Origin of the sequence: Streptomyces sp. NPDC057136 (assembly GCF_042670885.1) — a bacterium.
Taxonomy (GTDB): Bacteria; Actinomycetota; Actinomycetes; order Streptomycetales; family Streptomycetaceae; genus Streptomyces.
The window spans coordinates 42116-56817 of sequence record NZ_JBHUUV010000041.1; the positions used below are offsets into that span (position 1 = coordinate 42116).

Genomic DNA, 14702 nt, shown 5'->3' on the forward strand with positions numbered 1-14702 from the left:
CGTCGTAGCAACCGGTCTCTACGCTAGGCATCAGGTCTCGGCACGGTCAATGGCCTGTTCATCAAAATCACGAGGGCAGAAGGGGGTTGCACTCGCGCGCGGGCACGGATTGGCTTGTCTCATGCAGCGACCGGTTTCTCTGCCACGGCAGCCGTCCACGCTCGACCACCGATACCGGGGCGAGCATCCGATCCGTACACTCGGCTATCTGCTGCGGCCCGACCGGCGGCGCCTCGGCCTCGCCGTGGCCGCCTTCGTCGTCAAGCACAGCCCCGTCTGGCTGCTCCCGCTGATCACCGCGAACATCATCGACGTGGTCGTCCAGCACCGCCCCGTGCGGGAGTTGTGGCTCAACGCGGGAGCCCTGCTCGTCGTCCTCGTACTCAACTACCCGCTGCACCTGCTGTACGTCCGCTGTCTGTACGGCAGCACACGGCGCATGGGCACGGCCTTGCGCGACGCGCTCTGCCGCCGCCTCCAGCAGCTCTCCATCGGCTATCACGCGCGGACGAGCGCGGGCGTCCTGCAGGCCAAGGTCGTCCGGGACGTGGAGACCGTCGAGCAGATGACGCAGCAGGCCGCCGACATGGGGCTGGCCGCCGTCATCACGCTCATCGGCGGGCTCACCGTCATCGCGTTCCGCGTGCCCTCGTTCCTGCCGGTCTTCCTCGTGGTCGTCCCGGCGGCGGCCCTCCTCGTCATGAAACTGCGCTCCCGGCTGCGCAGCCACAACGAGTCCTTCCGCCAGGAGGTGGAACAACTCTCCGCCCGCGTCAGCGAAATGACCAGCCTGATCCCCATCACCCGGGCGCACGGTCTGGAACGTGCCGCGCTCGGGCGGGTCGACGGCTCGCTGCGTCAGGTGTTCCTGGCCGGCCTGCGCCTCGATCTGCTCAACGGGCGGTTCGGGGCGCTCGCCTGGATTCTGCTCAACTCTCTCGGCGTGGCCTGTCTGGCGGGTTCGGCCCTCGTCGCGTATCACGGCTGGCTGCCGATCACCGCGGGCGACGTCGTCATGCTGAGCGCCTTCTTCACGACGCTCACGGGCTCGATGTCCACGCTGCTGAGCCTGGCCCCCGTCATCAGCAAGGGCCTGGAGTCGGTCCGTTCGGCCGGCGAGGTGCTGGAGGCGCCCGACCTGGAGAACAACGCGGGCAAGGACCTGGTGGAGCAGGTCGAGGGCCGGATCGGCTTCGAAGGGGTCGGCTTCGCGTACGAGGGGTCGGGCGGCGCCGCGGTGGAGGAGTTCACGCTCTCCGCGCGGCCCGGCGAGACGGTGGCACTGGTCGGCGCGTCCGGCGCGGGCAAGTCGACGGTCCTGAATCTTCTGATCGGCTTCATCCGCCCCACGTCGGGGCGGATCATGCTCGACGGCACGGACATGGCGACGCTGGATCTGCGCAGCTACCGGCAGTTCCTGTCGGTCGTACCGCAGGAGTCGATCCTGTTCGAGGGCACCATCAGGGACAACGTCACCTACGGGATGGGGGACACGGACGAACGGACCGTCCGCGATGCCCTGCGGGACGCGAACGCGCTCGAATTCGTGGAGGGTCTGCCAGACGGCATCCACACGGTCGTTGGTGAGCGCGGGGCGAGGCTGTCAGGCGGGCAGCAGCAGCGGCTCGCCATCGCCCGTGCCCTGATCCGCAACCCTCGGGTGCTGATCCTGGACGAGGCGACCTCCGCCCTGGACACCCGGTCGGAGGCCCTGGTGCAGGAGGCGCTGGCCCGGCTGGTGCACGGCCGTACGGTGTTCGTGGTCGCCCACCGGCTCTCCACGATCCGGGCGGCGGACCGGATCGTGGCCATGGAGCACGGGCGGATCGCCGAGGTCGGCACGCACGAGGAGCTGGTGGAGCTCGGCGGGGTGTACGCGGGGCTGCAACCGAAGCAGTCGGCGTAGGGCCTGCGTTCGCGCACGCCGTTGGGCAAACCGCTGGCAGCCGGGCATCCACCGGGTAAGGATGATGCGATGCCTCATCCCGCAACCGACCCCGAGCTGATGGACCTGGTCCGCCGATTTGTCACGCCCGGACGGCGGTACCTTCGGCTGGGTGGAAGCATGTTGCGGCTGAGTGGGCCTGAGCGCGTGGTGTTCGCGGGGGAGCTGGTCCAGGCTGCCTCGGAGATCACTCCCGCTGAGATCGGCATCCTCTTCGAAGGTGGGTGGCGAGAGCGCAAGACTGCTTCCTGGCTGGTTGTTGTGGCCCGCAGGACCGAGTTCCGCAGCCGTATCAGCGACCATCTGCTGGACAGCGAGGGGCCCTATGCCGGCGCGGCCTACTGCGTCACCCTTGCCACGTTCGGCGACAGTGCGGACGCCGATCTGCTGTGCGGATATCTTGATCGCTACTTGCCGCGCCCTGACCTCGACTACGACCAGGGCTTCGCTCTGGGCGCACTGCTTCACCTCGATGCCGCCCTCGGGTCCGAGCGCGCATCCCGATACCTTGCCGCAGGTGGCCTGTGGCAGCAGTGGACCGGCGCTCAGCCCCGCAGGGGCCGGGCTCCGCAGGAGTATCGGCAGGTCGTGGACCAGCTGTGCGCATTCGCCGGCGAGTGCGCACAGCTCTTCCTGCTCAGAGGTCGCGCAGTTCGAAGCTGTCGAAGTCGGCCGGGGTGCCCGTACCGCCCAGGTCCTGGGCGCACAGTCCGACGAACGCGCCTGTGAACCGCAGTCGGCTGCCGTAGTCGTCGGAGAGCTTGCTCGCGTCGAGGACCGGGCCGATACGGCGCCAGTCCGCCCCGTCCGGTGAGGCGGAGAAGCGTAGTTCGGCGCCGGTGACGCGGGCCCGCAGATGGATCTGCGGCCAGGCGTCGACCGGGGTCCGGGTCTCGGGCCACTCCTGGTACGTACCGTCGTCCGTGCCCACGAGGCCCAGGACCCGGCCGCCCAGTTCCTCGTCGTGGGTGACGCGCAGGTAGTAGTGGGTGGTGGTGTCGTACCAGCAGACGAGCCCGGCGAGCTGGGAGTAGTGCGTCGGGTGGTGGTCGAGGACGGTGGTGGCCTCGCAGTCGGCCGAGCGCAGCCGCTGCGCGACCAGGCTCTGGTCGAAGCGCGAGTGCAGGCTCTGGCGCCCGCGCAGCCGCAGTCGGCCGGGGCGTTCGGTGAGGCTCAGCCAGGAGGGGTCGGCGGGCACTCTCAGCGTGCTCCAGCGCGGGCCGAGCACGGGGGCGTCGAAGTCGTCGCGGTCGGGTACGGCGGGTACGGGCGCGGCGCCGTTCCGTGCGGCGCGCGGTGCGGGCACCGCCAGGTGGGGGTGGTGCCCGCCCTGGGCCAGCCGCAGCCAGCCGGTGTCGGACCACTCGACCCGCTGGAGGCAGGTCTCGCGGCCGAGGACGCACCGGGGCCCGTCCGGGGTGTGCACGGGCCGCGACGCCAGATGGGCGAGGTACCACTCCCCCTCCGGCGTACGGACCAGTTCGCCGTGCCCGGCCTTCTGCAACGGTTCGTCGGGGGCGTCGCGGGTGGTCAGCAGCGAGCCCTCGGGGTCGAGTTCGTACGGTCCGGCCAGGCTGCGGGAGCGGGCCATCAGGATGCCGTGGTTCCAGCCGGTGCCGCCCTCGGCGAGCATCAGGTAGTACCAGCCGTCCCGGCGGTAGAGGTTGGGGCCCTCGATCAGGGTGTCCTGGCGCAGCACGGTCCGCGGCCGGCCGATCAGCGCCCCCCGCTCGTGGTCGTACTCCTGGAGCACGATCCCGGCGAAGGAGTTGTGCCCTTCCCGGTGGTCCCACTCCAGATTGACCAGCCACTTCCGGCCGTCCTCGTCATGGAAGAGCGAGGGGTCGAAGCCGGAGGAGTTCAGGAAGACCGGTTCCGACCAGGGGCCTTCGACGGCCGGGGCGGTGACGAGGTAGTTGTCGACGTCCTTGTAGGGGCTGCCGACGGTCCGCACGATGCTGTAGATCAGCCAGAACTGCCCGTCGTGGTACGAGAGCGAGGGCGCCCACACCCCGGCGGAATCGGCCACCCCGCGCAGGTCGAGCAGTCCGGGCCGGTCCAGGATGTGGCCGACGGGCTCCCAGTGGACGAGGTCGGCCGAGCGGTGCACGGGGACACCGGGGAACCATTCGAAGGTGGACGTGGCGAGGTAGTAGTGGGAACCGGCCCGCACGATGCTCGGGTCCGGGTGGAAGCCGGTCAGTACCGGATTGTGTATCTGGCCCGTCATGGTGCTGGTCCTCCGCTGGTCCGTGCTGCCGACGTCTGGGTCCGTGCTGCCGAACGTCTGGTTCGGGGTGCCGAACACCCCACCCCCGTACCGGCTCGGGGCTTCCCGAAGAGCGGGGACCGCCTTAATGTAGAAACCGGTTTCGGAGCGGTCAACGCCGCAGTGGATCATCCGCGCCCATCCGAAAGCTTTCGATGGCGCCCACGGCCCGTGCGGATGTCGACAAGGAGGCACGATGGCACCCCGCGCCAGTTCCGGCGGCCCCACCCTGGCAGTCGTCGCCCGCGCCGCCAGCGTCTCCGTGCCGACCGCGTCCAAGGTCGTCAACGGCCGGGAGGACGTGGCTCCCGACACCCGCCGCCGGGTCACCGAGGCGCTGGACCGGCTCGGTTACGTCCGCCGTGTCCGCTTCGACGCCGCCCGAAGACCCGCTCTGGTGGACCTGATGGTGCACTCCCTGGACAGTTCCTGGTCGGCCGCGATCCTGCACGGCGCCGAGTCCGCCGCCCACGAACTGGGCCTGGACGTCGTGGTGTCGGCGGCGCTCACCCGGTCCGCCCGGAGCCGGCCGGGGCGCGGCACCCTGGACCGCATCGGTACCCGTGGCTCGTCCGGGGTGCTGTTCAACCTCGCCGAACTGACCCCGTCCCAGTACGCATGGCTCGACCAGCACCGCATCCCCTTCGTGATGCTCGATCCGGTGATGGACCCGCCGCCCGGCGTCCACGCGGTGGGGGCCGCGAACCGGCAGGGCGGCCGGACGGCCACCGAGCACCTGCTCGCCCTCGGCCACCGGCGGATCGCCGTCATCGGCGGCTACCGGCGCAGGATGTGCAGTACCGCGCGCGTCGCCGGCCATCACGCGGCACTGGCCGAGGCCGGCGTCCCGCACCGGCCGGAGTACGTACGGCACGGCAACTTCGACGAGACGGCGGCGCGCGGCGCCGCACTCGAACTCCTGGGCCTTCCCGAGCCGCCCACCGCGGTCTTCGTCTGTTCCGACGCGATGGCGCTCGGTGTGTACGCCGCCGCGCGTCAACGGGGGCTGCGCATCCCGCAGGACCTCAGCGTCGTCGGCTTCGACGATCTCCCGGAGGCACGGTGGGCGGCGCCCGCGCTCACCACCGTGCGTCAGCCGTTCTCCGAGATCGCGGCGGACGGTCTGCGGCTGCTGGTCCGGCTCATCGCGGGCGATTCCCCCACGGAGACGCGCAGGGAACTACCGACCGAACTGGTCGTACGGCAGAGCACCGCGCCGCCGCGTTCGAACAGCTGACCTCTTGCGACTACGCTCGACAACTCACGTACTCCTCAAGGCCGATGACGGTTCCCGGCCATGCCGTTCGTACGCCCTGCCGGAGTGCTCCCCCGTCATATTCGATGGGGGGCGGGTCACTGCGTACCGGCTGCGGTGCGCCACCAGGGAGCGGAGTTTCATGTCCAGGGATACGGATGCGGGTACGGGCACAGGTACGGACAGCGGCACGGCTGCCGTGGCCGAGCCGCGCGGCCACGCCCTCGTACCGGGCCCCAGAGGGTTGCCGTTCCTCGGGAATCTGCCCCGGTTCGCGAAGGACCCCCTCGCCTTCTTCGAGCGGCTTCGCGGTCACGGGGACATGGTGAGCTGGCGCTTCGGCCGCAACCGCTGTGTGTTCATCTCCGACCCCGACTGCATAGGCGAGCTGCTCACCGAGACGGAACGCACCTTCGACCAGCCCGCGTTGGGCATCGCGTTCCGTACGGTGATGGGCAACGGCGTCGTGGTGGCGCGGGGGACGGACTGGCGGCGCAAGCGTTCACTGGTCCAGCCGTCCGTGCGGCCCAAGCAGGTGAAGTCGTACGCCTCGACGATGGCCCAGTCCGCGGTGGAGCTGGCCGACAGCTGGTCGGGCGGTGAACGCGTCGACATCAAGCGGGAAATGGCGGCGCTGACGCAGAAGATCGCGGTCCGCACCATCTTCGGCGTGGACACCCCGGCCGACGCCGAGTCCATGGGCCGGGCGATGGATGTCGCCCAGCAGGAGATCGGCAAGGAGTTCAGCGGCATCGGTGCGATCCTCCCCGACTGGGTGCCGACACCGGGCCGGACGAGGATCAAGAAGGCCGCCGCCGTCATCGACGCCGAGGTGGCCCGGGTGGTGGCCCGCCACCGCGACGGCGACGGGGAGCGCCCCGATCTGCTGAGCCGGCTCCTCACCGCGGTCGACGAGACCGGCGCGCACCTCACCGACGAGGAGATCCGCGACGAGACGGTCACCCTCTACATCGGCGGCCACGAGACGACCAGCTCGACGCTGGTGTGGGCCTGGTATCTGCTATCCCGCAATCCGCGGGCTCGCGCGGCCCTCACCGAGGAGCTGGACCGGGTGCTCGGCGACCGCGAGCCGGGTTTCGACGACTACGCCCAACTGACCTACACCCAGTCGGTGGTGAAGGAGACCCTGCGTCTGTATCCGACGATCTGGCTGGTCACCGGGGTGGCCAAGGAGGGTGCGCGGATCGGCGGCGTACCGATGCCCGAGGGCACACGGGTGTGGAGCAGTCAGTGGTCGACCCAGCGCGACGCGCGCTGGTTCCCCGAGCCGGAGGCCTTCCGGCCGGAGCGCTGGGACCCGGAGGACGGCGACGAGATCGCCGAGTACGCGTGGTTCCCGTTCGGCGGCGGCCCCCGGGTCTGCCTCGGTACACGTTTCGCGATGGTGGAGGCCGTCCTGATCCTTGCGGTGCTGGCGCGCCGCTTCGATCTGGAAGTGGACCCGGGGACCATCGGCCACGTACCGGCACTGACCTTGCAGCCCGACCGGGATGTGACGGCGACGGTGCGGGCCCGCTGACCGTGAGGGTGCTGCCGGGGAGATGGTCCCCGGCAGCACCCTCGCCTCAGGCCTGTCCTACTTCTTCAGCCATTTCTTCCACACCTGCGGGTTCTTCTCGATCCAGCGCTCGGCCGCCTCCTGCGGGGTGAGCTTCTCCGAAGCGATCATCGTGGACACCTCGTTCTGCGCGCCCTCGGTCCAGTTGAACTTCTTCAGGAAGTCGGCCGCCTCGCCGCCGCGCTTCGAGAAGTCGGCGTTGAGGTACTTCTGCAGAGGTGTCTTCGGATAGGCGCAGTCGATGTCCTTCGGGTCCTTGGCTCCGCAGGCGTCGGTGTACTCGGGGAGCTTCACCTCCACCATCGGCACCTCGTTGAACAGCCACTGCGGCTGGTACCAGTAGCTCAGGAAGGGCTTCTTCTCCTTGGCGAACTGCTGGATCTGGGTGATCTGGGCGGCCTCGGAGCCCGCGAAGACGACCTTGTAGTCCAGGTCGAGGTTCTTCACCAGCGCGGTGTCATTGGTGACGTAGGACGGTGAACCGTCCATGAGCTGGCCCTTGTCACCGCTCTCCGGGGTACGCAGTTCGTCGGCGTACTTGTCGAGGTTCTTCCACTCCGTGACATCGGGGTGCTTGTCCGCCCAGTACTTCGGTACGTACCAGCCGATGTGGCCGGTGACGCCCAGGTCACCGGCGGAGACGATGGTCTTCTTGTCCTCGACGTACAGCTTCTCCTGGTCGGGGTGGCCCCAGTCCTCCAGGATCGCGTCGACACGGCCCTGGCTCAGGGCGTCCCACGCGGGGACCTCGTCGGTCTGGACGAGGTCGACGCGGTAGCCGAGTTCGTCCTCCAGCAGCTTCTGGGCGACGGCCACATTGGCCTGCGCGCCGACCCAGGACTGCACGGAGAGCGTGACGGTCTTGATGCCCGCCGGGGCGGCGAAGGGCGAGGCCTGCTTCGTCATGTCCGCCGCGCCGCAGCCGGTGACGGCGAGCAGGGCGGCGGCCGACGAGACGGCCGCGAGGACGCGGGTACGGGTACGAATCGGCGTGCGAGCCATGTCAGCTCTCCTTCCGCGCGGTGCGCGTGGTGGGCTGTGTGACCCGGTCCAGCATCAGCCCCAGGCAGACGATGGCGGCGCCGGCCACGAGGCCGGTGGCCAGCTGACCCTGGGCGAGGCCGAGCACGACGAGGTATCCGAGCCCGCCCGATCCGACGAGCGCGCCGATGATGACCACGGCGAGGACCAGGACGACGCCTTGGTTCACGGCGAGGAGCAACGCTGGCCGGGCCAGCGGTAGTTGGACCTGGCGGAGCTGCTGGCCGCTGGTGGCACCCAGGGAGCGGGCGCACTCCATGGCGGCCGGGTCGACGCCGCGCAGCCCCTGGGTGGTGATGCGGATGACGGCCGGGAGTGCGTAGACGATCGCCGCTGCTGCGGCCGGGGCGCGGCCGACGCCGAACAGGGCGACGACCGGGATGAGGTAGACGAACTGCGGCATGGTCTGGAAGACGTCCAGGACCGGGCGCAGCAGGCGTTCGAACCGTTTGCTGCGGGCAGCGCCGATGGCGATGCCGAAGCCGAGGACCAGGGTGACGGCGACGGCGGCGACGACCTGGCTGAGGGTGTCCATCGAGGGCTCCCAGACGCCGAGGACACCGATGGCCGCCATGGCGAGTACGGCGGTGAGTGCCGTGCGCCAGGTGCCGATGGTCCAGGCGAGGGCGGCGACGATCAGCAGCACGGACCACCAGGGCAGGCCCTGCAGCCCGCTGCGCAGCGGGTTGAGTATCCAGTTGGTGAAGTGGGCGGCCCAGTCGGCGGTGCCGCCGACGACCGGAACTCCGGTGTAGAGGTGGTCGACCATCCACTCCTTGGCGGTGTTGACCGGTCCGGCGATGGCCACGATCGCGCCCTCGGGCCAGATCCGGCCGCCCGTGAACCGTCCCACGACGGCGACGACCGCCACGATCACGGCCGCCAGACTCCAGCCGCGCGCTCCCCGGAGGACGGCGGGGCCGGTCGGCTCCGCACCGATCCGGTGGCCGGCGGCCTCGGTCGTACGGTCCAGGACGACGGCGAGCAGCACGATCGGGATGCCCGCTGCGAGTGCGGCGCCGACGTCGACCGAGGACAGCGCCTGGTAGACGCGGTCACCGAGGCCACCGGCACCGATCACGGAGGCGATGACGGCCATCGAAAGGGCCATCATGATCGTCTGGTTGAGGCCGAGCAGCAGTTCCTTGCGGGCCAGCGGCAGCCTGGCCGTGAGCAGCCGCTGCCTGCCGGTCGCGCCGAGGGAGCTGACCGCCTCCATGACGCCCTGGTCGGCGCCGCGCAGGCCGAGTGCGGTGAGCCGCGCCATCGGCGGGGCCGCGTAGACGACGGTCGCGAGGACCGCGCCGGGCACACCGATGCCGAAGACCAGTGCGACGGGCAGCAGATAGGCGAAGGCGGGCAGCACCTGCATGGTGTCGAGTACGGGGCGCAGTGCCCGGTACGTACGGTCCGAGAGTCCGGCCGCGAGGCCGAGGAGGACACCCAGCACCACGGAAGCGAGGACGGCGACGACCATCAGGGCGAGGGTCTGCATCGTCTGCACCCACATGCCGAGCAGGCCGCAGACGACGAAGGAGACAGCTGCGGTGAGGGCGAGCCGCAGTCCCGCGACCCGCCAGGCCACGACGGCGGCGACCGCGGTGACTCCGGCCCAGCCGAGGGCGAGCAGGAGCAGGTAGATGCCACGCACCGAGAGGACGACGGCGTTGCTGATGTGGCCGAAGAAGTAGAGGAACAGGGGGTGGCTGTCGCGGTTGGCGATGATCCAGTCGTTGACCTCGCCGAGCGGCGCGGTCAGGTCGACGGTCAGGCTGCCGGGCCAGGCCGCGCCGCCCCAGCGGGCCTGCACGACGGGTACGGCGACGGCGGCGATCAGTGCGAGGACCAGCAGCTTCGCGAGGGAGGGTCGGCGGAGCAGCGCCAGGAGCTGCCGGCGCCCCGGCGGGCCGGCGACGGCGGGAGTGGCGGCTTGGGCGGTGGCCATCAGGCGGCCACCTCCTGGGTGTCGGCGGCCCCCGTGCCCGCGACGACCCCGAGCAGGCATGCGTGGTCCACGACGCCGACGAGCCTGCCGTCGTCCATGACCCGGGCCGCCGGGTCGCCGGAGCGGGCGACGGCTTCGATGGCCTCGGAGACGGTGGCGTCGGGGCGGACCGCGGGACCGCGGTCGGCCTCGCCCGCGGTCGGCGGCCGCATCGCGGTGGAGACCGTCAGGACCTGTTCGCGCGGCACGTCGCGGACGAACTCGCGTACGTAGTCGTTGGCAGGTGAGCCGACGATCTCCTCGGGGGTGCCGAGCTGGACGATGCCGCCGTCGCGCATGAGCGCGATGCGGGTGCCCAGGCGCAGCGCCTCACTGAGGTCGTGGGTGATGAAGACCATGGTCCGGCCCTCCTCACGGTGCAGCCGGACGACTTCGTCCTGCATCTCCCGGCGGATCAGTGGGTCGAGGGCGCTGAACGGTTCGTCGAAGAGCAGCACGGACGGGTCGACGGCGAGTGCGCGGGCGAGGCCGACGCGCTGCTGTTGGCCGCCGGAGAGCTGCGAGGGGCGGCGGTCCTCGAGACCGGCCAGCCCGACCTTCTCAACCAACTCGGCTGCCTTGAGGCGCCGTTCGTCCTTGCTCAGGCCCTGGATCTCCAGGCCGTACGCGACGTTGTCGAGGACGGTGCGGTGCGGCAGCAGTCCGAAGTGCTGGAAGACCATGGCCGCGCGGTGGCGGCGCAGCTCGCGCAGACGCGTGCGGTCCATCGCGAGCACGTCCTCGCCGTCGATGGCCAGGGTGCCGCTGGTCGGCTCGATCAGCCGGGTCAGACAGCGTACGAGGGTGGACTTGCCCGAGCCCGACAGGCCCATGACGACGAAGACCTCGCCCTTGCGGACGTCGAAGGAGACGTCGCGTACGGCGGCGGTGCAGCCGGTACGTTCCCGCAGTTCGGCGGGGGGCAGCTCCGCGTGCTCGCTGCCGGGGATGCGGTCGGCCTTCGGGCCGAAGACCTTCCAGAGGTTCCTGACGGTGAAGACAGGGGTATCGGTCGCGGTCATCGGACATCGCCTCCAGTGGTCGAACCGAGCAGTGTCGAACCGGGCAGTGTCGAGCCGAGCAGTTCCGCGCATTTCTCGCCGACCATGAGGACGCCGATCATCGGGTTCACGGCGGGCATCGTCGGGAAGACGGAGGCGTCGGCGATCCGGATGGATTCGAGCCCCCTGATACGCAGTTGGGGATCGACCACGGCCGCGGTGTCGTCGGCCGCGCCCATCCGGCAGGTGCCCGCCGGGTGGTAGACGGTGTGCGCGACCTTGCGGGCGTACTCACTGATGTCCTCGTCGGAGGTGACCTCGGGACCGGGGCACACCTCACGCTTGAGCCAGTGCGCGAGCGGTTCGGTCTTCGCTATCTCGCGGGCGAGCTTGATTCCGTCGACCAGCGTGCGGCCGTCGTAGTCGTCCTCGTCGGTGAAGTACCGGAAGTCCAGGGCGGGTTTGACCTCGGGGTCGGCGCTCGTGAGGAAGAGGCGGCCCCGGCTGCGGGGCTTGGGGATGTTGGGCGTCATCGACACACCGTGCTCGGGACGCTCGTAGCCGAGGCGTTCCGGGTTGTCGGTGAAGGGGATCTGGTAGAAGTGGAACATCAGGTCGGGGCCCCGGGATTCGGGGTCGCGCCGTACGAAGAGGCCCGCGTCGGAGTCCATCGCGGAGTTCTCCGGGATGGGCCCGTCGGTCTCCCAGACGATGACCGATTCCGGGTGGTCGAGCAGATTCTCGCCGACGCCCGGCAGGTCGTGGACGACCGGAATGCCGAGCGCCTCCAGGTCCTGCTTCGGCCCGATTCCCGAGTGCATCAGCAGCCGGGGGGTGTCCACCGCGCCCGCGCAGACGATCACTTCGCGGGTGGCGCGCAGCAGCAGCTCCTCGCCCTCCTTGGTGCGGACGTGCACACCGGTGGCACGGTTGCCGTCGAACTCCAGCCGGTGGGCCCAGGTCTCCAGCAGGATCGAGAGGTTGGGGCGGTCACCGGCCTCGATGTGCGGGTGGAGGTAGGCGACGGAGGCGGAGGAGCGCTTGTTGTTCTCCGGGTGGTACGCGAGGTCGAAGAAACCGACGCCTTCGTGGAACGGCTTCTTGTTGAAGCCCTCGACGCGCGGCACTCCGGCGGCGGCCTGTGCCGCGTCGACGAAGTCGCGGGCGATGGCGTTCCGGTCCTTCTCGTCGACCGGGACGATGTGGTTGCGCAGCCGGGCGAAGTACGGGTCCATGGCGGCCGCGTCCCAGCCGGCGGCGCCTGCCTCGGCCCATTCGTCCCAGTCGCCGGGCAGGGGCTTGAAGCTGATCAGGGTGTTGTGCGAGGAGCAGCCGCCGAGCACCCGGGCGCGGCTGTGCCGGATATGGGAGTTGCCGCGCGGCTGTTCGGTGGTCGGGTAGTCGTAGTCCAGGTCACCGCCGAGCAGCCCGAGCCAGCGGCGCAGGGTGAGCACGTCGTCGCGGTCGATGTCGGTGGGGCCGCCCTCGATCACGGTGACGGTGACGTCGGGGTTCTCCGTGAGGCGGGAGGCGATGACCGAGCCGGCCGTGCCGCCTCCGACGATCACGTAGTCGACCGGTCCGGGCAGGTCTGTGCGGGGGATCGGGTGCATCGGTCACTGCTCCTTCTGCAAGGTTCTTGCGTGTACGGGGTGCCGCGAACAGGGGATTGGCAGGTCGGTCAGAGCCTGTCGGGTGGCCTCGGATCGGAAAGCGGACGCGGTCTGGTGCGTGCGATTCCAAGGCGGAGGAGGGAGTCGACGCGGAGCGTCGGCGACTGACGACAACGCCGGAGGGGGTCCCCCTGCTCGAGCGAAGCCGAGAGCTCGGGGGAGTGCGTGCCAGACCGCGTCCGCCCGGTCCGAGGCCACCCGACAGGCTCTCAGCCGGCGAACCAGCGCTGGGGGCGAGGGTTGAGGTTCTGGTAGATGTGCTTGGACTCGCGGTACTCCGCGAGTCCGGTGGGGCCGAGCTCACGGCCCGTACCGGACTTGCCGAATCCGCCCCACTCGGCCTGCGGGAGGTACGGGTGGTAGTCGTTGATCCAGACGGTGCCGTGCCGCAGCCGTCCCGCGACCCTGTGGGCGCGGCCCGCGTCGGTGGTCCAGACGGCGCCCGCGAGGCCGTAGTCCGTGTCGTTGGCCAGGGTGATGGCCTCCTCCTCGGTACGGAAGGTCTCGACGGTGAGGATCGGGCCGAAGGTCTCCTCGCGGACCACCTTCATCTCGCGGTGGCAGCCGTCCAGGACGGTCGGCCGGTAGAAGTAGCCGTTCGCGGGCCGTACCGGGGAGGGTTCGGGGCGGGCGCCGCCGGAGCGGACGACCGCGCCCTCCTCGCGCGCGGAGGCGACGTACGCCTCGACCTTGGCGAGTTGCTGCGCGGAGACGAGCGGTCCGCATTCGACGCCGTCCTCGGTTCCCCGGCCGAGCCTGATGGCGTCGGCGCGGCGGGCGAGTTCGGTGACGAAGCGCTCGCGGACCGACTCCTCGATGATGAGCCGGGCGCCGGCGGAGCAGACCTGCCCGCTGTGGAAGAAAGCGGCGTTCAGGGCCTGGTCCACGGCGGTGTCGAAGCCGGCCTCGGTGGCGCAGGCGTCGGCGAAGACGACGTTGGGGTTCTTGCCGCCGAGCTCCAGGGCGACCTTCTTGACGGTGGGGGCGGCGGCCTGCGCCACCTTCGTACCGCTGGCGAGTCCGCCGGTGAAGGAGACCAGGTCGACGTCCGGGTGCTCGGAGAGCCGGGCGCCCACGGGGTCGCCCGCGCCGGTGACGAGGTTGGCCGCCCCGTCCGGCAGCCCCGCCTCGGACAGCAGCCGGATCAGATGGACGGTGGAGAGCGGCGTGACTTCGCTGGGCTTCAGGACGAAGGTGTTGCCGGCGGCGAGCGCGGGAGCGATCTTCCAGCTGGCCTGGAGGAGGGGGTAGTTCCAGGGGGCGATCAGGGCGCAGACGCCCACCGGCTCGTGCACGACGATGCTGTGGACATCGGGGTCGCCGGCGTCGACGACCCGGCCGCCGCTCTCGTTCATCACGAGGTCGGCGAAGTAGCGGAAGGCGTTGGTCACGTCGTCGACGTCGACGCGTCCCTCTTCGAGCGTCTTGCCGGTGTCCCGGCTCTCGACGAGGGCGATCTCCTCGCGGTCGCGCTGGAGGAGGTCCGCGACGCGGCGCAGCAGCCCCGCGCGCTCGGCGACGGGCCGGTGGGGCCAGGGGCCGTCGTCGAAGGCGCGGCGCGCGGCGGCGATCGCCCGGTCCGTGTCCTCGGTGCCGCCCTCGGCGACGAGCGCGAGGACGGTGGCGTCGGCGGGGTCGATGATCTCGCGCGTCGCGCCGGATGCGGCGGCCTGCCACATGCCGTCGATATGAATGGTGTCGAGCGCCGCCATGTCCTGTATCTGCCTTCCGTACCGAAATACTCCCCGCCGGATCGGCCGGGGAGCGTATGCGCGGGCGCCCGTGATTCGGTCGCACCAGCGGCCTGGGTCCCTCCCCGGTCCGGCGGAATGTATGCCAGGAACTTCACGCTGAGTGATACGAGTCACTCCGAGCAGCCCCCTGAGCCCCGAAACCCTGGGCCTCGGAATGCCTGAACCCCGGAAAGACGGCGGCCCGCCGGGGGTCCCTGGTGC

Annotated in this window: 10 protein-coding genes; 4 read left to right on the top strand and 6 right to left on the bottom strand. The window is 70.4% G+C overall.

Annotated features, from left to right (window positions below; genetic code table 11):
* Nucleotides 1-121 precede the first annotated feature (121 nt).
* Both ACFT7S_RS33015 and ACFT7S_RS33020 read left to right on the top strand, forming a co-directional pair.
* On the top strand, nt 122-1906 hold the full coding sequence (locus tag ACFT7S_RS33015; RefSeq protein ID WP_382738290.1) for an ABC transporter ATP-binding protein: 1785 nt from the start codon (nt 122-124) through the stop codon (nt 1904-1906).
* A 99-nt stretch (nt 1907-2005) separates the two neighbouring features.
* A complete protein-coding gene (locus tag ACFT7S_RS33020) occupies nt 2006-2674 on the top strand; it encodes a DUF6000 family protein (RefSeq protein ID WP_382738293.1) in 669 nt (222 codons plus the stop codon).
* Here the strand turns inward: ACFT7S_RS33020 and ACFT7S_RS33025 are convergent.
* Nucleotides 2583-4175: a glycoside hydrolase family 43 protein gene (locus ACFT7S_RS33025; RefSeq protein ID WP_382738296.1), complete on the bottom strand. Its 1593-nt coding sequence runs from the start codon at nt 4173-4175 to the stop codon at nt 2583-2585. The genes ACFT7S_RS33020 and ACFT7S_RS33025 overlap by 92 nt on opposite strands.
* A 235-nt stretch (nt 4176-4410) precedes the next feature.
* Here ACFT7S_RS33025 and ACFT7S_RS33030 point away from each other — a divergent pair, with 235 nt between their 5' ends.
* Nucleotides 4411-5451, top strand: coding sequence for a LacI family DNA-binding transcriptional regulator (locus tag ACFT7S_RS33030; RefSeq protein ID WP_382738299.1), 1041 nt, complete (start codon nt 4411-4413; stop codon nt 5449-5451).
* Between the two features lie 160 nt (nt 5452-5611).
* On the top strand, nt 5612-7009 hold the full coding sequence (locus tag ACFT7S_RS33035; protein WP_382738302.1) for a cytochrome P450: 1398 nt from the start codon (nt 5612-5614) through the stop codon (nt 7007-7009).
* Nucleotides 7010-7066: 57 nt separating this feature from the next.
* Here the strand turns inward: ACFT7S_RS33035 and ACFT7S_RS33040 are convergent, their stop codons facing one another.
* The 5 genes from ACFT7S_RS33040 to ACFT7S_RS33060 all read right to left on the bottom strand — a co-directional run bounded on the left by ACFT7S_RS33040 (nt 7067) and on the right by ACFT7S_RS33060 (nt 14459).
* Nucleotides 7067-8050, bottom strand: coding sequence for an ABC transporter substrate-binding protein (locus ACFT7S_RS33040; RefSeq protein WP_382738305.1), 984 nt, complete (start codon nt 8048-8050; stop codon nt 7067-7069).
* Nucleotide 8051: 1 nt separating this feature from the next.
* On the bottom strand, nt 8052-10034 hold the full coding sequence (locus tag ACFT7S_RS33045) for an ABC transporter permease (protein WP_382738308.1): 1983 nt from the start codon (nt 10032-10034) through the stop codon (nt 8052-8054).
* Nucleotides 10034-11095: a glycine betaine/L-proline ABC transporter ATP-binding protein gene (locus tag ACFT7S_RS33050; RefSeq protein WP_382738311.1), complete on the bottom strand. Its 1062-nt coding sequence runs from the start codon at nt 11093-11095 to the stop codon at nt 10034-10036. The genes ACFT7S_RS33045 and ACFT7S_RS33050 overlap by 1 nt, the downstream gene beginning before the upstream one ends.
* On the bottom strand, nt 11092-12687 hold the full coding sequence (locus ACFT7S_RS33055) for a GMC family oxidoreductase (RefSeq protein ID WP_382738313.1): 1596 nt from the start codon (nt 12685-12687) through the stop codon (nt 11092-11094). The genes ACFT7S_RS33050 and ACFT7S_RS33055 overlap by 4 nt, the downstream gene beginning before the upstream one ends.
* Before the next feature lie 269 nt (nt 12688-12956).
* Nucleotides 12957-14459 carry an aldehyde dehydrogenase family protein gene (locus tag ACFT7S_RS33060; RefSeq protein ID WP_382738316.1) on the bottom strand — a complete coding sequence of 501 codons (1503 nt, stop codon included), beginning with the start codon at nt 14457-14459 and terminating at the stop codon, nt 12957-12959.
* Between the last annotated feature and the right edge of the window lie 243 nt (nt 14460-14702).